Genomic DNA, 23925 nt, shown 5'->3' on the forward strand with positions numbered 1-23925 from the left:
AAATCCTTAACATGAGAAATCTATATATATTATTATTCACGGTAGCATTCGCCTTTACTGCGGTGGCTCAACAAACCATCACATTCATTCATGCAGGACATTTGCTTGATACGGAATCAGGACAATGGATGGATGAAATGACCATCAAGGTTAATGGAACTGAAATTACTGATGTTTCTCAAAGCTATACGGCTATTCCGCAAGATGTCAAATATTTTGATCTGAAGGATCAATGGGTATTGCCAGGTTTGACAGACATGCACGTTCACATGGAAACGGAATATAATCCGCAGGCATATATTTCAAAATTTGTAGATGATCCTGCAGACGTGGCGTACAATTCAGTGGCTTTTGCCGAAACTACATTGATGAAAGGATTTACGACCGTTCGTGATTTAGGAGGTAGTGGTATCAACATCAGTTTGCGCGATGCTATCAATAAAGGAAAACTGGTTGGCCCTAGAATTTTTACGGCTGGTAAATCAATCGCTACCACCGGTGGTCATGCAGATCCTACCAATGGTGGGAACGCTGCTTTTATGGGAGATCCTGGTCCACGCGAAGGAGTTGCAAATGGAGTAGATCAATCCATAGCAGCAGTGCGACACAGGTATAAAAACGGAGCCGATTGTATCAAGATCACTGCTACTGGTGGTGTTTTAAGTGTCGCAAAGAATGGTAGCAATCCACAGTTCACGGTAGAAGAAATAAAAGCTATCACCAGCACCGCTGCAGATTACGGATTTCACGTGGCGGCACACGCACATGGTGATGAAGGAATGCGACGTGCTGTAGAAGGTGGCGTTAAGACCATCGAACACGGTACTTACATGAGTGAAGAGACCATGGATCTCATGAAAAAGATGAATTGCTATCTAGTCCCTACAATAACCGCAGGAAAAGAAGTAGCCATGAAAGCCGAAGAAGAAGGTTTCTATCCAGAAATAGTAGTCCCTAAAGCAAGAGCGGTAGGCCCACAGATTCAAGGAACATTTGGCAGAGCGTATAAACGAGGAGTGCCTATTGTTTTTGGAACAGATGCTGGCGTTTTCAAACACGGTAAAAATGCTATGGAATTCGGTTACATGGTAGAGGCAGGAATGCCAGCTATGGAAGCGATTCAAAGCGCTACCATCACTCCTGCAAAAATTCTTCAAATGGAAGACCAGATAGGCCAAGTCAAAAAAGGCTTCTTTGCAGATATTATCGCTGTTTCAGATAATCCTGAGAAGAATGTGGACGTTTTGAATACTGTAAATTTTGTAATGAAGGATGGTAAAGTTTTTAAGAATTAAAGGAATCATTTTAATCCTTAGGTGCGGAATTAATTCCGTACCTAAGGATAGGAATAAATTATATCCTGCTGAATCATTTTCAACAGTCTTTAATAAAAAACGCCGCGTAATGCGGCGTTTTTTATTTAGTAAAATATATAATTACAAAGCAGGATGATTCTTAAATCCTTTCTCCTCTAAATATTTGAAGTAATCTTTAGTATTCACGGTTGCTTTTAAATCGTGCAGCAAATTATATAAACCAAAAAATGTACGGTTGATATACAAGAAGTGTTTACTACCACGATTACCATTCATTTTACGGAGCTCTTTATCATTACTGTATTTCTCACTCAAAGAACTAATCTGATCCCAAAATGACTCATCTGCGAAGTCAAATGTTTTTTCTTGGAATGGTTTGGTAAAAAGACTAAGCATATCGTGAAATAAAGCTGAGAAATACTTGATTTCCTTAGGACTATCGTCCTCACGTAAGATTTCTAGCTGGTACAGCTTTTGCTCAAAGATCTCTGGATTATTAATACTCGCAGGAACCGCTAGTTCAAAGTACGGCTGATAAAACTCGTCTGGAATTTGCTTAATACAACCAAAATCAATCGCAATCAACTCATGAGAATCTGAGATCAAGAAGTTACCAGGATGTGGATCTGCATGGACGGCTTTCAATCCGTGCATCTGGAACATGTAAAAGTCCCATAATGTCTGTCCCAGTTTATTGCCAGTTTCTTGAGCAAATTCGGTTAGGGCAAATTCACTCAAGTGCTGGCCTATCATCCAGTCCATCGTTATAATGCGCTTGCTGGAAAGTTCAGGGTAGTATTTTGGGAAATGTAGGTTTGGAATATGAGAACAAGCCTCAGTGATAGCAATGCTCTGCTCTACCTCAAGATTATAATCAGTTTCTTCTAGTAATTTATCTTCGACTTCTGCAAAATAGCGTTTTGAATCCTCGCCTTTCAAGTTGAACATCTTAATGGCAATAGGTTTTACCATGGCAAGATCACTACCAATGGATTCCGCTACACCGGGATATTGAATTTTAACCGCTAATTCTTGACCATCTTTTGAAGCTTTATGTACCTGGCCTATACTCGCTGCATTTATGGAATCTTTAGAGAATGTATCATAAATCTCTTCAGGAAAAGCACCTTGATATCTTTTAAAAGTTTTGCGTACTAACGGTGCAGACAATGGCGGCACACTAAATTGTGCTAAACTAAATTTCTCTACATAAGCTCCAGGCAGCAAACTTTTATCCATGGATAACATCTGCGCCACCTTGAGAGCGCTTCCCTTAAGGCTCTTTAATCCATCATATATATCACTTGCATTATCTTCATCAAGCTCGCTGCGATCCATACCGGGATTTACGGCCTTTTTAGAATAATATTTGAGATAATTCCCACCTATTTTTACTCCAGTCTTCACAAGCTCTGTTGTGCGACCTATTTTGCTGGTAGGTATTTTATCTAGTGTTTTCATTGTTTGATGATAAATTCAGACTACTGAATTGTGGTAATATGTTTGATCACAATTCCGCTTTCGCGAAAGCGAACTAACCCAAATGCCACTGATTAATTGAGCAAATGTTGGTACTTGGAAATTGCTTGAATCTATGCCATTTTCTCTTTCCAAAGGAATTTGCCAAAATCAAAAACAGCATCCAATGGTGTGTTATCAAACACATCAAAAATGGTATTGACAGATTTCTCGATCGCCATATCTGTTTTCTCAAATCCAGCACTATCGTCGTCCATCCAGAATTTCAAAAGGAATAACATTTGAACCCATGCACCTTCACTGTATACGGTCTCAGAGCGCTCTAGCAGGATGTTACTCTTGTTCTCGTTACGATCCTGAATAAGTTCTTTTGCAAAACTTTTTACGTGTTTACGTAAGCCTTTGAGCTGCTCCATCTTACTCATCATATGCTGATTTTCCTGTAACGCAAATAAGACGTAGCTGCGGTTGAGAGTCAATAACTCAAAAAACGTGTAGAAAAACGTGAGCATTTTTTCACGGTTGGAAAAGCTGTGATAATCTTCACTCTTGTGGGCTACATCCATCGTCATAGTGAAAAATGTATTCCAGATTTCCTTGCGCAATCCTTCAAAACTCCCAAAGAAGCCATAGAATTCTTGCTCGGTCATATTGTTTTCCTTAGCAAATTTGAAAACACTCTTAGGAGTGCGTTCATGCTCAAGTACGTATTCCATATATGCGGTAATCACATCCTGACGATTGATTTCCTTTTTCTTAGCTGTTTTCTTTGCAGCAGTTTTCTTCACAGTTGCCATAATATCAATTATTTAGGTAAAGATACAGTCTGTTTAATGTTTGTATACATTTTATTAAACAAATCTGTGTTAAGATTAAGTCGTCACAATAACGAATTGATTGCAAAAGTTTGATCTAAATTTTTACGACTATCTCAATTCCATGCATAAAAAAACCGTCTTCTTGATAAAAGAAGACGGTTAAGATTTTACGCTTAAGTTTAACTTATGGCTTGTTGCTTGCCACTGCCGTATTATCGATCCAAGTATTAACGGATGCTATTTTGTTCTTTCTGTAATCAACTTCAGTTAGCTTATCGCCATTCCAGATAAACCATTTTCCAATTTTCTGACCATTCTCAAATTCTGCGATTGCCGTTTTTTGACCTTTTTTGTCAAAGCTCGTCCACTCTCCATGTCTCTTCTTATTCATAAAGAAACCTTTTTGAGCAATGGTTCCATTTTCATGGAAATAAGTTGCCTCAATCGTACCGTCTTTTAACTGGTCAAATTTTGGCTTAACTTCTTGTGCGTATGTAATCATGCCTAGCATCATTACACTTAAAATTAGTATTGTCTTCATAGTTATGCCTTTTATTTGACTCAAATTTAAACATAAAAACACATTAAATACATTATTTGGTAACATTAATTTTACATTAAAAATGTAAACAACTGTATTACAGTATTATAAACAAGTTAGTAAGTGTGCTTCAAATGCCTTGTTGCGCGTTTAATCCTCTATAAACACGTTCTTTTTGCTGCTAAATGGTTGTAATCGGCTTATTTTTGCAAGCTTATTACAAGAATTAATTATGTATAGATCACACGATTGTGGCAGCTTGCGCGCCAGCGATATCAATAAGGAAGTAACTCTTGCCGGCTGGGTTCAAAAGAGCCGTGATAAAGGTTTTATGGTTTGGGTAGATTTGCGAGATCGATATGGGATTACTCAGCTAATCTTTGATGAAGAGCGCACTGATAAAACGATTCTCGAACAGGCACAAAACCTCGGTCGTGAATTTGTGATACAGGTGAAAGGAACCGTGATTGAGCGCGAGTCCAAAAATGACAAGATGCCTACCGGTGACGTAGAGATTCTTGTAAAAGAATTAAAGGTTCTCAGTGAATCCAAAACACCACCATTTACCATTGAAGACAAAACAGATGGTGGTGAAGAGTTGCGCATGAAATACCGATATCTTGATATACGTCGCAATCCAGTGCGTGAGAATTTGATCTTTAGATCAAAAGTTGCGATGGAAGTACGTAATTTTCTATCAAGCAAAGATTTTGTTGAGGTGGAAACACCAGTATTGATCAAGTCAACGCCTGAAGGGGCACGTGATTTTGTGGTACCGTCGCGTATGAATGAAGGTCAATTTTATGCTTTGCCACAGTCACCACAAACTTTTAAGCAACTGCTTATGGTAGGTGGATTGGATAAATATTTCCAGATCGTAAAGTGTTTCAGAGATGAGGATTTACGTGCAGATCGCCAACCAGAATTTACTCAAATTGACTGCGAGATGTCGTTTGTAGAGCAGGAAGATGTGCTCAATATTTTTGAAGAAATGACACGTCATTTGCTTAAGAAAGTAAAGAATGTGGATCTGGCAGAATTCCCTCGCATGACCTATCAACAAGCGATGGAGAAGTACGGTAATGATAAACCAGACATTCGTTTTGAGATGGAGTTTGGAGATATTTCCGCTTTCGCGAAAGCGAGAGACTTCAAAATCTTCAATGAAGCAGAATTAGTGGTCGCTATCGCAGTTCCCGGTGGTGCCAGCATGACGAGAAAGGAAATCGATGCATTGATCGATTGGGTGAAGCGCCCTCAAGTAGGAGCCATGGGAATGGTATATGCAAAATACAACGAAGATGGTAGTTTCAAATCCAGCGTCGACAAATTCTATGATCAAGACGACCTAGCTAAATGGGCAGAATCTACAGGTGCAAAGCCTGGAGATTTGATCTGTGTATTATCCGGTCCAGCTCATAAAACCAGAGCGCAGTTGAGCGCCTTAAGAATGGAGCTCGCAGAACGATTAGGCCTAAGAAAAGCCGATGAATTTGCACCATTATGGGTGGTCGACTTCCCGTTGTTAGAATGGGATGAAGACACGAAACGTTACCACGCGATGCACCATCCGTTTACGTCGCCTAAACCAGAAGATATTGAGAAGCTGTCTACAGATCCAGGAAATGTGCGTGCTAACGCTTATGACCTCGTGATGAATGGTAACGAGATAGGAGGCGGTTCTGTAAGAATATTTGACAAGGAGCTACAATCCTTGATGTTCGATCATTTAGGATTTAGCGAGGAAGAAGCTCGATCGCAATTTGGTTTCTTGATGGACGCCTTTGAATATGGAGCGCCACCGCATGCTGGACTTGCTTTTGGTTTTGATCGATTAGTTGCTATTCTAGGTGGTCAAGAAACCATTCGTGACTTTATTGCATTCCCTAAGAACAATAACGGCCGTGATGTAATGATCGATGCACCATCAAAGATTGATGAGGAGCAATTGAAGGAGTTGAGCTTGAAAGTGACTGTTTAATTGAATCCTGAACCAAATTGAACGCTACTAAATTTATCGGTCTGCTGCTTCTAATTGCCTTAACGGTGATAGGAATCGGTTTGTACATAGTTAGCGATGGCGAGGATGTTGTATTCGGTCATAAACTGGTCGGTTTTGCAACGGTCTTTATATTCTTTGTATTGATGCCTGCTTTTATTTTTGTGCGCTATCGCAGGAAAGACTTGTCTAAATTTAGTTTCAATACTAAAACTAAGGAGCAAAAAGAAGAAGAAGAGGATGACGATTGGGATGACAAGAGTCGCTGGAATTAAGGCAAAATTAGAGGCCCAAGGAAATCTAGCCAAAACCAAAAACCGAAAATACTCCCTACAAATCCCGAAATAAGGAAAGTGAATCGATGCCTCAAGGGGATAATGAAAAAGATTATGTAACAAATTATTATAAAACCTATAGAGCCCAGCATTAAGGACACACTCAAAGGGTGCCATTCAAAAAAAGAAGATAGATTAGTTTCATCGCTTCTTGAAGACAATTTACCAGTTTGAATCCATGTGAACATTTGAGAGCAGATCATGTAAACTTCTCTGGACCAGAAAAATGCTAGAAAAACCAACAACCAATCCTTGAGTGCAAATGAGTTTTTCTTTCTATAAAGTAGCCATATAAAACCTATCGTACCAAAAAAAACTGTCTGCAGTGGACCGCCTAAGGTTGTGTAAAAGTGTTGCTCTTTGTTCATTGCGAGCAATCGATCAAATTCTTCTTGAAACTCTGGTTTGAGTTGGTCATTCTCATCCAACCGCTGATTATACCAATCAGGCTCCACCTCTTTCCAATCACCGTATTTTACATAACCGTAATGAAAGCTTGGGCTATTAAAGTATTGCTTAGCAACTATATAATGTCCTGCCTCATGGCTCAATGTTCCAATAATTGTGAAAAGAACAAAACCAAGACCGAACCAAATCGCATTGATCCAATAAAATTTGAAGTTGATAAATTGAGAGAGCCAACTCAATTCAATCTACGTTTTGCTGCAAAGAATGCATACAGTAAATCACTGCATTCTTTGGCTAGAATTCCGTGTGTGATTTTTGTTTTGGGATGCAATAGAGTTCCCATTTTTCTGTAGCCGCGATGTTCATCACTAGCGCCAAAAACGATTCTCGATATTTGTGACCAGTACAGTGCTCCCGCGCACATCTGGCAAGGTTCAAGCGTCACGTATAGTGTACAATCCTTTAAGTACTTTCCGCCTAAAAAGCTTGACCCAGCGGTAATCGCCTGCATTTCTGCATGCGCGGTGACGTCCGTTAGTGTTTCTGTGAGGTTGTGGCCTTTGGCGATAATTCTATTGTCTATTACAATCACAGCGCCAACAGGAATCTCGCCGCGATCTAGTGCGGTTTCTGCCTCTTGCAAGGCTTTCTTCATGAAATAGGCGTCATCAAATGGTTCTAACATATCATAAAAGTAAGCGGAATTACAACTTCAACAGGAATCTGAAATAAGAAATTCAAATTCCAGAATCGTGTTCGCATTCAGTTTCAATAAGAATTACCTTTGAAACATGTCACAAGACCTACTTTCCCAAATTGATTCTCCTGTTGATTTAAGACGCTTTCGCGAAAGCGAACTCCTTACCGTCGCTCAGGAATTGAGAGAGTTCATTATTGATGCAGTTGCTTCAAAGGAAGGACATCTGGGCGCTAGTCTAGGTGTGGTTGAGTTGACGATAGCTTTGCATTATGTTTTTAATACTCCTCAAGATTTACTGGTTTGGGATGTAGGACATCAGGCTTATGGGCATAAAATATTGACAGGAAGGCGTGATGTTTTTCATACCAATCGAGAATTGGGTGGGATTTCTGGATTCCCTAAACGATCAGAAAGCGAGTACGATACCTTTGGCGTTGGACATAGTTCCACGGCCATAAGCGCCGCCTTGGGAATGGCTATGGCAACACAACTGAAGAAGGAATCTAGAAAGCACATTGCTGTAGTTGGCGATGCCAGTATTGCCAGCGGTATGGCCTTTGAAGCGTTGAATCATGCTGGTGTGAGTGGTGCTGATTTGTTGGTGATTCTTAATGACAATGCGATAGGAATTGATCCTGCGGTAGGTGCTCTCAAAGACTATCTCACCAAAACAAAAAGCGGAAAGGAAACTGGTCGCGATAATATTTTTGAGTCGCTCAATTTTAATTATTCGGGACCTATCGATGGACATGATTTGCCTGCTTTAATTGAAGAGCTGAACAAACAAAAGCACCTAAAAGGTCCTCGATTACTTCATGTACGAACCACAAAGGGTAAAGGACTCAAACAAGCAGAATTAGATCAGGTGCGCTATCACGCACCTGGAAGATTCGACAAAGTTACGGGTGATATACCTGAAAAGGATGATAGCAAGTTACCGCCTAAATTCCAAGATGTTTTTGGTGAAACGATAGTAGAACTTGCTGAGCTAAATGACAAAATAGTAGGCATCACTCCAGCCATGCCTACAGGTAGTTCCATGAAAATCATGATGGATGCTTTTCCTGATCGTGCCTTTGACGTTGGGATTGCAGAGCAGCATGCGGTAACACTGGCAGCAGGAATGGCTACTCGTGGATTGATTCCGTTTTGTAATATTTATTCTACTTTTTTACAACGTGCCTATGATCAGGTAATTCATGACGTGGCTTTACAGAAGTTACCTGTGATCTTTTGTCTGGACCGAGCTGGATTAGTCGGGCAAGATGGTGCGACGCATCATGGCGCTTTTGATCTGGCATTTCTTAATTGCATTCCAGATATTATTATTGCTGCACCAATGGATGCAATCGAATTGAGAAACATGATGTATACGGCGCAGTTGGGATTGAATTTACCTATTGCAATAAGATATCCGCGAGGTCGTGGATCAATAACTGATTGGAAGAAGCCTTTTACCAAAATGGAGATAGGCCAGTCCAGACTTCTGAATCAAGGTAAAAGAATTGCCGTGATAAGTGTAGGAACCATAGGTGTTATGGTTGAAGACTTGATCAAATCTGAAAACATCGATATCACTCATGTAGATTTAAGGTTTATAAAACCGCTGGATAAACATCAGCTAGAGCGAGTTTTTGAGAACCATGGTCATGTGATCACTGTTGAAGATGGCACCGTGGTTGGTGGAATGGGAAGTGCTGTTAGCGATTACGCTTTCGCGAAAGCGTACAAAGGCACCATCCACAAATTAGGTTTACCAGATTCTTTTATAGAACAAGGTCCCACAAGCGATCTGCAACAAATAGCAGGGATCGATCGCGGGACCTTGTTGCGACTTATTAAAAGTCTATAGTTAATTATTCTTTCAAGAACTTCGTCGTTTGATCCAAACCATTGCCTTTAGCTTTCAGGAAATATAATCCAGAGCTCAATGAAGACACATCAATGCGTTGACGATTATTAGAAATATCATCTACGGATCGATAAACTTCTTGACCATTCAAATTATAAATAGTCAATTGAGCATCAGTAAAGTTTTGATCGCTAGATATAAAAATTTCTGATTTTACCTGAGTTGGATAAACTTTGATCGCTTGGGTTAAGGTTTCACTACTAATACTTGCAGTTTCTGCTGTGAATTTACCAGTAAACATTCCACGGCCATGTGTAGTTGCTAACACCGTATTATCAGCGGTTCTTAAGTCGAGATCGTATACTTTAACGTTAGTCATTCCATTCATTGAAACTGTCCAAGTAGGGTTTTCGCTATCAAAATCAGCTGTTGAAAAAACGCCTTGTTCTGTTCCTATAATAACTTCTAAAGGGTTCAATGGGTTTTGTAAAATAGCTTTTACAGGAATGTCAGGTAAATTTCCATCTTTTTGACTCCAAGTTGTCCCACCGTCATTTGAATACCAAACATTATTAACTCCATAGTTATGGAACGTCACAAAAATTTCTTGTTCAGAGGCTCCAAATTCTATATCTGATACACTGCCTAAGAAGTCTGTAGAGCTTATATCTGTAATGACGCGATCGACGCTAGAATTTGCATTATTTATTCTTAATAGTTTGGAATCTTGAGTACCAACGTACAATGTTGGTAAGTCTGAATCAAATGGTAATGCCTTCATAGCGGTAGCTCTAGTACCAGTTAGACCACCTCCAGAAATTTCATTACACGTAGCAGAATTAGGCTCTAGATTACAAGCAGTTATAGAATTTGTATTTGAGGATGTTAAAGAATTAGCATATAAAATATCAAAACGGCTATCCAGCTCCGCAACATTTATAAAATCACCATCATTATCATTTGAAATGAAATAGCTACTACTACCATTGGTGATTGGATATTCTAAATAGATATGGGTTCTTCCAGTATAACCAAGAATCGCATATTCACCTTCATCATCTATTGCGGAATATGAACCATCGCCGCCAGTTGGATCAAAAGATTCTGTCAGACCGCCATTTGGTACCGAGTTATCAATGATGGGTGACCCGTTATCTTGAGTACCTCCAACGAAACTATCGCTATTTTGAAAATCAATTTGATTTACATCACCATAATAAAACTGAGTAACGTTATAACCCAAGTTGCGAGTATCTATACCGTTGGAAGTTCTCGCAGCTCTGTTATATGAATCAACATAAGAAACACCACCGTCTGATCCAACGAGTCCTTGATTTGAATTGCCTGGTTTGAACATTATCGCGTGGATATCTGCATGAACAAATGGAACATCCAAGGTGTTCATGTTTGGGTTATTTGACCATTTTGATAACTGAGTCCATGCAGAACCAGAATTACGGCTACGGTGCATATTGATTCCTCCCACATAAACTTGATTGTCATTTTCTGGATCAACTTCTATAACTAGATCGTAGAATGATTGTCCTCTAGTAAAATCAGTATCTGGGATACCTAAATCAACATCTTCAGGCTCTGCAATTTGGGTGAGTGTGTTAAATCCATCATCAGTTAGAAAAATATCGGCTCTACCGTTCACCTGTCCTAAAACATAGAATTTATTTTCATCTGTTGTAGAAGCGGCAATTTCAATTCTATCACCTCCATTTATCGTTTGTTCAAGATCCCAACTAATACCATCAGTGCTTGAAAAAATTCTTCCACCACCTTGATTGACCCCTAAGGTATTTATGGTTCCCATTACCAAATTATTATTAGCAGAAATTTCAAAATCATTAGGTGTATAATACAACGTTAAATCACCTAACTGGTATTCAAAATCTTCATCCTCGATTCTAGACCAATTGAACCCATCGTCAACACTCCTATATAATCCAGAGCTTTGATAACCAAGGCTATTAACGGGATCAGAAATATTAAAATTGGGATCAAGATATTGTGAGGCTCCAACAGCGACATACAGTTCAGATGAGCCATTTACGTCTCTTATAGCGATATCATTTATGAAAAATATACCACTTTCAAAGATATTGTCACCATTGTTGAAATCTCCTGCTCCCGCTGGTGGGATTACAGATTCAGTCCAAGTAACGCCGCCGTCGATTGATTTGTAAAGGCCTGTTCCAATTGCGGCACCTCTGGTATATTGCTCGCCGGTCCCTATATAGAAAATGTTGCTATTGTTGGGATCTATTGCATAGGAACTAACAGTAAGATTTGCTGCGACTCCTGTTATAATTTTCCATGAACTCGCCTCATCCTCAATATCATCATTAACCCATAAGCCACCGCCAACTCCACCAGCAAAAACTCTATTATAGTCCACACCATCACCATTGTTTGCTCCTACATCATTTGGGTCAAAAAAGACCACTCTTGTTCTTCCACCTACGCTGAGAGGGCCGCGTTCGATCCATGGTGATGTGACTGAACCAGGACTAGCTTTTTGTTGAAGTAAATCAACATCTATTGGGTCCACCAAAAATGGTGTAGGATATCCTAAGTCTGGATTCATTGTTAGCTCCCAAAGCCTTTCATTATAAGCATTAGGAGGCAAACCTAATTTCTTACGTTCATCTTTAGAAAGATTCTTTGTGTCATTAAATGGAGATTCTGCTAGAAATTTTCTGTGTTTTTCACGCTTTTGCTCAATAATATCTACATCATCATTATTGGAAAAATTAAATATGAATAATGTTATGATAGCAACTAGTGCGATGGAAAGGGCAACAATGGTATTTTTTCTCATTATAAGTAAATAATATTATAAAATAGTGGTTTAAAGATACGTCAAGCTGTTAGCGCTGGTTTTATAATCTTTCTTAAATCTTTCCATTGATGATATGGAATAAACGTGACGATTTAGTGTCAGTTAGAGACGCTACATAACAGCAAGCCGCTAATAGTCTGTCGTAAAGATCATTTGAAACTAAAGCTGTTGAAGGAATAATTTCCAAAATCAACCGATCATAATTCGAGACCTGATGATTCAAGTGATTGACACTTGCAGTAATAACAGCATCAAGTATGGACGTTAAAATTTTGTAACCTGCTATCTCTTTTTCCACCACATCTGGGTGACGGTAGAGCTGTTGCCTGGTGATGGACAAAATATCATCAATCTGCGGTTTGAACCTAGAAAGATCTGTTAGGGATGAGGAAAGTGAGCCATCTAAAAGTCTTTGCTCGTTCTCCATGAATACTTTCACGCAATCTGCAATTAAACTCCCTATAGCAATAGACCTTAAATATGCAATGCGTTCCGTTGTGGTAGAAAGCGCTCTGTAGGTTTCGTTTTTAATAGTATCACGTACAAGATTGATAAGTAATTCCAGCGCATGATCTTCTGCAATGTGACCTAGATTGATGGCGTCTTCAAAGTCGATGATTGTGTAGCAAATATCATCTGCAGCTTCTACTAGATAGGTCAATGGATGACGATGAAATGGCTGATTCTCATCAGTAGAACTAAGTCCTAATTCTAGAGCGACATCATGGAAATGAGAAACGTCTGCTTGAAATATACCGTATTTTTTTTGCGAGATGTGCTGCGTTGGTTTTATAGGTAGGGATTCCTTTGGATACTTCACAAATGCGCCTAATGTGGCATAGGACAAACGCAAACCACCAGGCGATCCTGGGACAGTTTTATTGAGCAAATGATAACCGTTGGCATTTCCTTCAAAATCTAGAAGGTCTTGTTGTTGCTTTCGCGAAAGCGAACTCATTAAAGCATTTCCCTTTTCACAGGCAAAGTAACTGCCAATTGCCTTTTCACCACTATGACCGAATGGCGGATTCCCTATATCATGCGCCAGCGCAGCCGCCGCCACTATTGCGCCAAAATCCTGATGTTGATAACCAGCATTCTTGAGTGATACATGTTTGTCTACTAATTGCTTTCCAGCCATGCGCCCCAAAGATCTTCCAACTACTGAAACCTCGAGACTATGCGTCAGTCTGGTATGCACAAAACCTGTCTGGCTCAACGGTATGACCTGCGTTTTGTCCTGCAGGCTACGGAACTGTGAAGAGAAAATAATCCGATCATAATCTACTTCAAATCCCAGCCGCAGATCGTCCTGATTCTTTCTGTGTCTAGGCAAAGTATCACCGTGTTTTTTAAGGGAAAGAAGTTGTAACCAGTCCATCAAAATTTTTATTGCAATATAAGAGTAGTCAGCTAAATGAGATGCCTTAACATGGCTTAACCGTTTCTTAACAAAGTCTCTCAGAATGCTAATGCTAAATTAACTTAGCGAAATCCATTCTAATCGTTCTTTTGCAAACTCTAAACGACTTGTAATGAACAAATTATTTTTTATTCTATTTGTTTTTGTAACTGCCTTTACATCAGCGCAAACAGGAAAAGTAAATGGATCTTTAGTAGATAAGGATGCTGAAAATGAACCGGTGGCTTTTGCATCCGTTGTTCTTAAGGGAACGAATTATGGTGCTCAATCAGATATTGATGGGAAATATTCCATTGTTGCTCCAGCAGGAACTTACACGCTAGTTGTGTCTTTTGTTGGTATGAAGACCGTTGAGGTTCCTGATGTAACTGTGCGTTCTGGATATACAACCACAATAGATGTTCCCATGAGTGCAGAGGCTGCATCGCTGGATGCGGTAAGCATTACTGTGGCTAAATCTAGAGAAAGTACAGAGGCATTGCTTGAGGAAAAAAAGAATTCGGTGACGATAAAACAGTCTATTGGTGCAGAAGAACTTTCTCAAAAAGGAGTGAGTGATGCTGAAGGTGCTGTTACCAAGGTTAGTGGTGTTAGTAAACAGGCTGGTGTTAAGAATGTTTTCGTTCGAGGATTGGGTGACCGTTACAATTCCACTACATTAAACGGTTTGCCGCTACCATCTGAAGATCCTGAGTATAAAAACATCTCTTTGGACTTTTTTGGATCTGATCTCATTGAAACAGTTGATATTAATAAAGTTTTGAATTCTGAATTGACTGGTGACAATGCAGGGGCAAATATTAATATAGATCTTAAAGGATTAACTGATCGCAACGAATTAGAAGTAGGAGTTTCTACTGGCGCGAACTTACAAACGGTAGGAGAAGATTTCAAAGCAATAGATGGTGGTTCTTATTTTGGTTTTGCAGATGCAGAATTACCTGTAGATAACCTGAGAAGCTATAGTTTCGATAATTCTATCAATACAGAAAACCAATCTGGCTTGGTCAACCTAGGATTAAATATCAATGGTGGTAAAAGATTTGACCTTGGAGAAAATACTTTAAACGTTTACGGGTTGTTGACATTTGACAATGGTTATAGGTTTAGGGATGGTACGGTTAGAAACACAACAAGTGCTGGGGCTATTTACTTAGATCAGGATTTTGTTAGTTATAGCTATGAAACCTCACAAATAGCTCAAATCGATTTAGATTACAAATTTGGAGGTAATAACGTAGAAGTTCTTTCTATGTACATCCATAAAAACTCACAAGATTTAAGTGAATTTCAAGGGATTGATAACCCTGAACAACAAGGAGATCAGGTTTTTGTTAGAAGGCAACAGACCAATGATAATAACCTTTTTGTCAATCAAATATTGACAAATTTTGAGTTTTCTGAGCGATTTACTTTAGCGGCAGATGCTTCCTTTAATGCATTGCGTGGAAGCGAGCCAGATCGTAGAAATTTTGAATATCTTTTGAGGGATGGATTTTACTCTCCTAACATAGACTCTGGTGGTAACAATCAGCGTTATTTTAGCGAGATACAAGAGAATGATTATAATGCTAAAGCATTGTTTAATTATGATTTTGCTAGTGCAGATAGTGATTTGCTCAACTATGTAACCTTTGGAGGCGATTATCGATTCACACACCATGTGTTTAAGGCCACAACATTTAACCACACTTTTGATGGGCGAATTGCCGTTGATATTGACAGTCCAGATGATATTTATAATCAAGAGTCATTGAATAATGGCACTTTTAGACTTGAAACTGGCCGTGGTTCTATTCTTAATCCTAATGCATTCGTTCCATTCAATTATATAGGCGATAAGTTTATCGCTTCGGGAAATGTAAATTATATTAGAAATCTAAGTGAGAAATTGCTATTGACAGCTGGTGCCCGTTTTGAGAATATCACACAGGAAGTAGAATACAATACTAACATCGCAAACAGTATTGCCAACGGTCCCGCAACTATTGAAGAAAATCTATTCTTGCCTAGCGCCGGTCTGAAATACAATATAAATGATGATAATATTATAAGACTCGCTGGTAGTAGAACTTACATCTTACCAAGATTTAAAGAGATCGCTCCTTTTAGATATGATAATGCTGGTGGTACATCCACACAAGGAAATCCTAATCTAGATATTTCTACAGTCCTTAATCTCGATATTAGTTATGAGTTTTACCCTTCAAGAGGCGAGCTTTTCTCTGTAACAGGATTTTATAAGAACATAAAGGACCCTATTGCAAGAACTGAAATTCCAACCGCAGGGAACACGCTTACCTATCTTAATGTTGGAGATCAAGCTACTGTTATAGGTGCAGAGATAGAGGTACGTAAGAATATTTTTGAAAACGAAGTTCTCAATGCAGAAGGTGATAATCGTGGTGATAAATTAGCAGCGGGATTTAACGCCTCATACATTTACAGTAAACAGGAACTTGATGATCCTCTAGCTCAATTTACAGATGACAGTACAGAATTACAAGGAGCTGCACCACTACTATTTAATTTCGATGTCAACTACAATACCTATATAGGGGACAGCAATTTGAACTCGGCTTTAGTTTTTAATTACTTCACAGAGCGTGTGTTTTCTGTAGGGACACGTGGGTTTGCAAATATTAAAGAGATTGGGGTTCCTACACTTGATTTCGTTAGCTCTGTTGGAGTAGGTGACAATGGTAAAATTTCTCTTAAGGCTAAAAATTTACTAAATCCTGAATACAGATTAGAACGAGATGGAGGAGATCAAAACGTAACATTAAGTCAATATCGACGTGGTCTGGACATCAGCTTAGGGTACAGCTATAAATTTTAAGGTTTAGTAAACTTCGTTAATCGTTTGGTAAACTGAGCTTAACACTCTGCGCCTATTACCCGTCTAAATTTGCATTCATAAAACGAATCAAAATATAACTATGAAAAATTTATTTCTTTCCATGCTTGCTATAGCAGCATTGACACTTAACTCTTGTTCTACTGACGATGATGTCTCTGGCCCAACACCTCCAGTTTCAGAAAACTTGGATCTTGCAGGAAACTTTACTGAAAACAGAACATTAACTGCCGGTAACGCTTATCGTTTGACTGGTTCACTTTTCGTCAAAAGTGGCGCTACTTTAACTATTGAGCCAGGAACAACTATAAATGCAATTGCTGGTGGTACTGATGTGTATGTGCTAGTAGAAAAAGGTGGTCGCATTGAAGCTAACGGTACGGCTTCTAATCCAATTCGATTTACAAGTTCAGTACAACAACCAGCTGCTTGGGGTGGAATTATAATTAATGGTAATGCGTTTATTTCAGGCCAAAATCCTCAAGGGCAAAATGAAGCTGGTACTGAAGTAAATACAGGTGTACTTTTTGGAGGTAATAGTGATAATGAATCTTCTGGAACCATGAACTATGTGATTATAGAATATACTGGAGCTCGTATAGATGGTGATGCAGAGCATAATGGTTTAACTCTTAACGGTGTTGGATCTGGAACAACGCTTTCAAATATTTGGATCGCTAATGGTGACGATGATGGTATTGAATTCTTCGGTGGATCTGTAAATGCATCAAATATATTTGTATTGAATGCACGTGATGATATGTTTGATTTCTCCCAAGGTTATAGAGGTACTTGTACCAATCTTTACGGTATCCGTGAAGCAGGTTATAATACAGTTACTTCAGATCCTCGAGGTATAGAGGCAGACGGTAACCTTGATGGTAACTCACCTTCTGATAATACACAATCTAGCTTTACTGTAAATGGAGTTACAATATTTAATAGAGCCGATATTGAAATGGCAGACCTAATCAAAATAAGACGTGGCGCCACCGCAACGGTGACTAATGCTTTAGCAGGGGTTTTCGGAAATACTCCAGCTGCTGATTTTGTTGATTTAGAAGATTCTAGAGGTAACTCAACTTCAGCGACTAATATAACGGTAAGCGCGGCTGGTACTTCTGATGGTACCGATATTAAAAATGCTCCTAATGCAACCGTGACGGTTAACGCTACCCAGACTGGAGCTGATGCAAGTGCTTTTTCTTGGACAGGTTATAACTTCCAGTAGGACTTAAAGATTTCAATTAAATAAAGAAAAGCTGCCCTTAAACAGGGCAGCTTTTTTGTGTAATGAGGTTTTTGAATGAGTACGCTTTCGCGAAAGCGGAATAAAACACTCCTATATTTATAACCTTATGGTAACGTACAAGTTCCAGCAAAAGACCATTTTTGCGGATTAATACATTCTTAAAATGGGAGACGTTTATATATACATGCTTATCATTCTCGCCGGTCTGGCGATCACTGACCTAGTCGTAGGTGTGAGTAATGATGCAGTTAATTTCTTGAACAGTGCGATAGGCTCCAAGGCCATAAGCTTCAAGACGATTATGATTATCGCCAGTCTGGGAATTGCTCTGGGTGCACTCTCCAGTAGTGGTATGATGGAGGTTGCTCGTAAGGGAATTTTCAATCCAGGAGAATTTTACTTTGATGAAATCATGATCGTTTTCATGGCGGTGATGATTACAGATGTGCTATTGCTAGATTTTTTCAATAGTATGGGATTACCTACATCGACAACGGTTTCAATCGTTTTTGAATTATTGGGAGCCGCCGTTTGTGTTTCCTTATTGAAAATAGGAGAAAGTGAGACAGAGACGTTCCTAGATCTAGGAAAATACATTGCCAGCGATACGGCCATTGAGATTGTGAGTGGTATCCTACTGTCAGTTGTGATTGCATTTACTATAGGTGCGTTGGTCCAGTTTATTTCGCGATTGATGTTGACGTTTAATTACCGTAAGAGACCAGCGTTTCTAGCGGGAATTTTTGGCGGACTCTCCTTGACCAGTTTGTATTACTTTATTCTTGTCAAAGGTCTAAAAGGAGCAGATCTGGGACCTTTGAATTTTATTTTTGACTATACGGCAGACGTATATACCACATTGGGATACGGATTTGTCTTCTGGTTAATCTTTAGTTTGGTTTACGTTTACATTCTTAAATGGGATATCTACAAGCTCATTATTATTTTGGGAACCTTTGGTCTTGCCATGGCCTTTGCAGGTAATGACCTTGTAAACTTTATAGGAGTTCCTATTGGTGCTTATGATGCCTACAACGTATGGTCAGCTGCTGGATCACCTGCAGACTTTACAATGGGCGCGCTGGCGGGTCAATTACCTAGTCAAAAATGGCTGTTATTAGTGGCTGGAATTGTGATGGTACTGACATTATGGTTCTCTTCAAAAGCACAAGCCGTTGTCAAAACATCAGTGGATCTTGCCAGACAGGATACAGGTACGGAGCGTTTCAAATCAAATGCCTTGTCTAGATATTTGGTACGATATTCTATTCTGTTAGCAGAAGGTGTGGAGAAAATCATGCCTAAAAAGGCAAAAAAATACATTTCCAAAAGATTTGAAAAAGAACAATCATTGGGAATTGTTTCAAAAAATGCAGATAGGCCAGCGTTTGACTACGTCCGGGCATCAGTGAATTTGATGGTAGCTAGTGTACTTATATCAGTAGCAACATCTTACAAGCTTCCGCTTTCTACTACTTATGTGACTTTTATGGTAGCAATGGGAACCTCGTTAGCAGATAAGGCTTGGGGAACAGAAAGTGCGGTGTACCGTATAGCTGGTGTTTTAAACGTAATAGGAGGTTGGTTCTTCACGGCATTTAGCGCGTTTACCGCAGCTGCGATTTTTGCCTACATCATCTATTGGGGTGGCTTTTATGCCATCATAGGCCTAGTCGTTCTTGCCGTAGTTTTGATCACACGCAGTTTTATCATGCATAAGAGATCGCAAACTCAGCAAAAGGTTACTGACGAACTGCAAAAAGCAGAGAGCAACACTATACAAGGAATCATTGAAGAGAGTTCTGATACCGTGGCAACCGTATTCAAACGCGCTAGAGATATGTATGGGAACACATTGGAAGGTCTGATCACGCAGGATTTGAGCAGCTTGAAATCGGGTCGTAAAGCAGTTAAGAAATTGGCCGTGGAAATCGACGGATTGCGCAATAACATCTATTTCTTCATCAAGAATCTGGATGAGAAAAGCATAGGCGCCAGTAAGTTTTATATTGATGTTTTGGGTCATTTGCAGGATATTTCCCAATCGCTGGAATACATATCTCGCTCAAGCACAGATCACATCAATAACAATCACAAGAGCCTTAAGTTTACACAGATCAAGGACTTAAAGGAAATCATCCAGCGTATCGAGAAGATCTTTGATGATTCCAAAAAGATCTTTAGATCTAAAGAATTTAGTGGCTTGGAACAAATCATCTATGAGAAACGCGAACTACTTCAACTAGTGGATAGCAAGATTGACAAGCAAGTCAAGCGCACTAAAAATACAGACGAGTCTCCCAAAAACACAACCTTGTATTTCGGATTATTGCTAGAGACCAGAGACTTGATGAATGTTACTATCCAGGTAGCAGAGCAATATTACACTGAGTACGATGCGAAAAGATTTGAGAATGAAGAAAGTGAGTAGTTATTGAGGTTATGAGGATCTCGCTTTCGCGAAAGCGTAATTCCTACCAACTTCAAAACTTACAACATCTTAAGTTTTATCTCTAAAGATTAATGCATAAAAAATCCCATCCAGAACCTTCTGGATGGGATTTATTTTTTTGATGCTATCGGACAACTACGCAGCGTTCTGCGCCGGGATTTGTTCACCTTCGGCAGGTTGATCTCCAAACTTCCTGCGGAATCTCAACTTAGCTCTATGAACTAAGTAAAGTAAAACGGGAACGATAATAAGTGTCAGGAAAGTTGCAAAAATGAGCCCGAAAATTACAGTCCATGCCAGCGGTCCCCAGAAAATAACATTGTCTCCACCCATATAAATTTTGGGATTAAACTCGCTAAATAAACTAAAGAAGTCGATGTTCAATCCTATCGCGAGAGGTATGAGTCCTAATACTGTAGTAATCGCAGTCAGTAATACTGGACGCAAACGAGCTTTTCCAGCTTGAACAATGGCTTGGAAAGAATCTTCTTTACTTATCAAGTGTTTGTCATCGTCAATTCCCAATTCTTCACGTCGTCTCAATTTCAAAATATCAACGTAGTCGATCAATACAACACTATTATTTACCACGATACCAGCGAGTGAAATGATTCCCATCATGGTCATCATAATCACAAACGGCCATCCCGTAATCATCAATCCTAGAAATACGCCAATGAAACTCAAGAATATTGAGATCATGATTATCGTAGGCTTTGAAACACCACCAAATTGGAACACTAGAATAAAGAATATCAACGCCAGTCCAGACATCAAAGCAGTCATTAAGAAGGCTTGTTGCTTGTTTTGCTCTTCCAGCTGTCCTGTATAATCAATAGAAATATCATTTGGCAGGTTTTCGAAATCCAACATCTCGTTTTGTATTTGATCTACTGCAGCACCAGCATCACTATAGCCTGGTTTTAATGCACTGTAAACCGTCACTACTCGCTGATTATCCTTGTGCTTAATGGCACTAAATCCAGAAACGTTTTCTTGTGTAGTAACTGCACTTACAGGAATTTCTCTTACCTGGCCAGAAGCCATATCACGGTATGTTATTCTCTGATTGAATAGCGAGCTGCGATCGTATCGATTCTCTTCATTGAAACGCACATAGATATCATAATCCTCACCGTCCTTTTTATAGACGCCAGCCTTTTCACCAAAAATTGCTCTGCGCAATTGTTGACCCACTTGACCTGCGCTTATTCCTAGCTCTCCCGCTTTTTCACGATCTACTTTTACCTGTAATGCAGGTTTACTCTTGTTGACATCAATTTTAAGCTCGTCTACTGGAGCTATATTTTTCTCGTTCAAGAATTTCACCATGCGTTCTGCAGTGGCGATTAACTCGCCATAGTCTTCACCTTGTAGTTCTATGTTTACAGGATAACCTGCAGGTGGACCTGCTTGATCCTTCTCAACACTTATGGCGATTCCTGGGAATTTACCCTGTACAGCTTCTTGCACCTTCTTTCTGAGTACCTCACTATCCTTTCCATTACGGTATTTGTATTCACGCATGGATGCAGTAATCTTTCCTTTATTGGGCATTTCTGCGGCACTACCACCATCGGTTTGTGGGTTTCCAGCGCCTTCGCCAACTTGTGAAACGGCACTTTCTACCATAAAGTTACTGCCATCTTCATTGTACTCTGGATCATCGATAACATCATAAACGATGCTTTCAATCTCTTTAGTAGTTCGATTGGTCTTGTCGATAGAAGTACCTTCAGGATATTCTATATACACAATAATCTGGTTGGGTTTGTTCTCTGGGAAGAACTCCACTTTCGTTCTACCAGAACCTACTGACCATCCAAAATAAAGGGCAAGTACACCTATAAACATCACAACCATACCACCAGTAAACCAATAAGGTGTTTTACCTCTTAAAGCAAATTTCAAAAAGCGTTCATAGGCATTATCCAACCATTTTAGAGTCTTTCTTTGAAATACAAGAGTCCAGCCTTTAACAGCATACTTGTAAATCCATAACAGGATTACCGTGATTACCATTACGGTACCTATACCACGAATAGCACCACCAAATAATACGATCAACAGCCCAATACCACCCATAATGATTGTAATCCAAATCAACTTTTTAAGCGGTATGTTCTTCTCGTCAATACTCATGAATCTGGAAACCAGCATTGAGTTGAAAAATATCGCTACGATAAGTGAACTACCTAATACAATTGATAAGGTGATCGGGAAATATTTCATGAACTCACCCATAATTCCTGGCCATAAACCTATAGGTACAAATGCAGCTACCGTGGTCAAGGTTGAAATAATAATAGGAACAGCAATCTCACCGATACCTATTTTAGCCGCTTTGATTCGAGACATTCCTTCTTCATCCATCAAACGGTAGACGTTTTCAACGACTACGATTCCATTATCTACCAGCATTCCCAGTCCCATAATCATGGCAAAGAGAATCATTGTATTCAAGGTATATCCCAAAAAGTTCAAGATGATGAAACTCATCAACATCGACATAGGAATCGCAAAACCAACGAACAAAGCATTCCTAAATCCTAGGAAGAACATTAATACAGTTACTACTAGGATAACCCCAAAAATGATATTGTTTACCAAGTCATCTACTTGATTGAGCGTTCTCGTGGAGCCATCATTTGTAATGGATATCTCTACATTTTGCGGAATCCTTCCACTTATTTGAGATTGCTTGATGATCTCTCGGATGCTTTCTGCAGCTTCAATGGTATTCTTACCTGCTTGTTTTTTCACGTCGATCATCACCACAGGATCTCCAAATTCCCGAGCAAATGTGGTTTTATCTTCTTCTTGAAAATTGACTTCGGCTATGTCAGTTAGATAAATAGGTCCGTTTTCATTTTTAACCACAAAATTGTTCAATTGATCAGGTCTTGTGATCTCACCTAAAATTCTAATGGTTCGACGCTGATTTTCGGTTTTGATATTACCGGCACTCATGGTCGTATTACCACCACTTACAGCATTGATGACATTGTCAAAACTTACTTTAGCCGCAGTCATCTTATATATATCAACCGCAACTTCTACTTCTAATTCTTGAGCGCCACGAATACTAGCTTCCTTGATTTGTTCCAGCGCTTCAATTTCATCTTCAAGATATTCTGCAAATTCCTTAAGCTCACGAACCGTATAATCACCACGCAGGTTAATGTTCATGATAGGAACTTCTTCACTAATCTTTAGGTCAAAAATATTAGGTTCTATTTTGGCATTATTGAATGTAGGCCAGTCCTCGTTAGAAGTTTCTACATCAATTTCATCCTTAACTTTTTGTTTTGCGGCTTCAACCGTAATATTCTCATTAAACTCAACCGTGATAATGGAGTAATCTTCTTGAGAGGTAGAAAGTATTTCTACAACGTTTGACAGATTCTTTAATTTATCCTCGAGCGGTTCTGTGATGAGTCGCTCAATATCTTCGGCAGTGTTTCCTGGATAGACACTTGAGATGTAGATCTTAGTTTCCTTGACTTCTGGAAAGTCTTCTCGTGGCATGGAAAAATATCCTTGAACACCTAAGATGATAACTAAGCCTATTATAATCCAAATGACGGTAGAGTTGTTGATCGCCCATGACGAGAGACCAAATTCCTTTTCACTTTTCTTTCCCAT

The 23925-nt window shown here is 39.3% G+C and carries 15 protein-coding genes; 7 read left to right on the plus strand and 8 right to left on the minus strand.

The features are described 5' to 3' along the window. The first annotated feature begins 11 nt into the window (after nucleotides 1-11). Nucleotides 12-1295 (plus strand): metal-dependent hydrolase family protein, encoded by a 1284-nt coding sequence (locus BLO34_RS12550; protein WP_090755777.1) that lies wholly within the window; start codon nucleotides 12-14, stop codon nucleotides 1293-1295. Between the two features lie 141 nt (nucleotides 1296-1436). On the opposite strand, the gene BLO34_RS12560 is transcribed toward BLO34_RS12550, so the two are convergent. From BLO34_RS12560 to BLO34_RS12570, 3 genes are all read right to left on the minus strand, one after another. Further along, nucleotides 1437-2777, minus strand: coding sequence for an ABC1 kinase family protein (locus BLO34_RS12560; RefSeq protein WP_090755780.1), 1341 nt, complete (start codon nucleotides 2775-2777; stop codon nucleotides 1437-1439). Nucleotides 2778-2908: 131 nt separating this feature from the next. Beyond that, on the minus strand, nucleotides 2909-3592 hold the full coding sequence (locus BLO34_RS12565) for a TetR family transcriptional regulator C-terminal domain-containing protein (protein ID WP_090755781.1): 684 nt from the start codon (nucleotides 3590-3592) through the stop codon (nucleotides 2909-2911). Between the two features lie 205 nt (nucleotides 3593-3797). After that, on the minus strand, nucleotides 3798-4154 hold the full coding sequence (locus tag BLO34_RS12570; RefSeq protein ID WP_090756670.1) for a toxin-antitoxin system YwqK family antitoxin: 357 nt from the start codon (nucleotides 4152-4154) through the stop codon (nucleotides 3798-3800). Nucleotides 4155-4386: 232 nt separating this feature from the next. On the opposite strand from BLO34_RS12570, the gene aspS reads away from it, so the two are divergent. Both aspS and BLO34_RS12580 read left to right on the plus strand, forming a co-directional pair. Beyond that, entirely contained in the window at nucleotides 4387-6135 is a 1749-nt protein-coding gene (gene aspS / locus BLO34_RS12575) for an aspartate--tRNA ligase (RefSeq protein ID WP_090755783.1), read from the plus strand. A 17-nt stretch (nucleotides 6136-6152) separates the two neighbouring features. Next, nucleotides 6153-6428, plus strand: coding sequence for a hypothetical protein (locus BLO34_RS12580; protein ID WP_090755784.1), 276 nt, complete (start codon nucleotides 6153-6155; stop codon nucleotides 6426-6428). Here the strand turns inward: BLO34_RS12580 and BLO34_RS12585 are convergent. Together BLO34_RS12585 and BLO34_RS12590 are read right to left on the minus strand one after the other, a co-directional pair. Beyond that, nucleotides 6425-7135, minus strand: coding sequence for a hypothetical protein (locus BLO34_RS12585; protein ID WP_090755786.1), 711 nt, complete (start codon nucleotides 7133-7135; stop codon nucleotides 6425-6427). The two genes, BLO34_RS12580 and BLO34_RS12585, sit on opposite strands and share 4 nt — an antisense overlap. Continuing rightward, nucleotides 7132-7581, minus strand: a complete 450-nt coding sequence (locus BLO34_RS12590; protein ID WP_090755787.1) for a nucleoside deaminase — start codon at nucleotides 7579-7581, stop codon at nucleotides 7132-7134. Before BLO34_RS12590 ends, BLO34_RS12585 begins: the two co-directional genes overlap by 4 nt. Before the next feature lie 106 nt (nucleotides 7582-7687). Between BLO34_RS12590 and BLO34_RS12595 the strand changes: the two genes are divergently transcribed. Beyond that, nucleotides 7688-9448 carry a 1-deoxy-D-xylulose-5-phosphate synthase gene (locus tag BLO34_RS12595; RefSeq protein WP_090755789.1) on the plus strand — a complete coding sequence of 587 codons (1761 nt, stop codon included), beginning with the start codon at nucleotides 7688-7690 and terminating at the stop codon, nucleotides 9446-9448. Nucleotides 9449-9452: 4 nt separating this feature from the next. Here BLO34_RS12595 and BLO34_RS12600 read toward each other — a convergent pair whose 3' ends face one another. Together BLO34_RS12600 and dgt are read right to left on the minus strand one after the other, a co-directional pair. Further along, nucleotides 9453-12275, minus strand: coding sequence for a T9SS type A sorting domain-containing protein (locus tag BLO34_RS12600; RefSeq protein ID WP_090755791.1), 2823 nt, complete (start codon nucleotides 12273-12275; stop codon nucleotides 9453-9455). Nucleotides 12276-12348: 73 nt separating this feature from the next. Continuing rightward, nucleotides 12349-13677, minus strand: coding sequence for a dGTP triphosphohydrolase (gene dgt, locus BLO34_RS12605; RefSeq protein ID WP_090755792.1), 1329 nt, complete (start codon nucleotides 13675-13677; stop codon nucleotides 12349-12351). Nucleotides 13678-13831: 154 nt separating this feature from the next. On the opposite strand from dgt, the gene BLO34_RS12610 reads away from it, so the two are divergent. The 3 genes from BLO34_RS12610 to BLO34_RS12620 all read left to right on the plus strand — a co-directional run bounded on the left by BLO34_RS12610 (nucleotide 13832) and on the right by BLO34_RS12620 (nucleotide 20259). Further along, a complete protein-coding gene (locus tag BLO34_RS12610; protein WP_090755794.1) occupies nucleotides 13832-16558 on the plus strand; it encodes a TonB-dependent receptor in 2727 nt (908 codons plus the stop codon). Between the two features lie 100 nt (nucleotides 16559-16658). Continuing rightward, nucleotides 16659-17807 carry a hypothetical protein gene (locus tag BLO34_RS12615; protein WP_090755796.1) on the plus strand — a complete coding sequence of 383 codons (1149 nt, stop codon included), beginning with the start codon at nucleotides 16659-16661 and terminating at the stop codon, nucleotides 17805-17807. Nucleotides 17808-17991: 184 nt separating this feature from the next. Further along, nucleotides 17992-20259 carry an inorganic phosphate transporter gene (locus BLO34_RS12620; protein ID WP_090755798.1) on the plus strand — a complete coding sequence of 756 codons (2268 nt, stop codon included), beginning with the start codon at nucleotides 17992-17994 and terminating at the stop codon, nucleotides 20257-20259. 156 nt (nucleotides 20260-20415) lie between these two features. On the opposite strand, the gene BLO34_RS12625 is transcribed toward BLO34_RS12620, so the two are convergent. Beyond that, complete coding sequence (locus tag BLO34_RS12625; protein WP_090755800.1) at nucleotides 20416-23925, minus strand: efflux RND transporter permease subunit; 3510 nt, start codon at nucleotides 23923-23925, stop codon at nucleotides 20416-20418.

The sequence above is a fragment of the Nonlabens sp. Hel1_33_55 genome, assembly GCF_900101765.1.
Classification (GTDB): domain Bacteria; phylum Bacteroidota; class Bacteroidia; order Flavobacteriales; family Flavobacteriaceae; genus Nonlabens.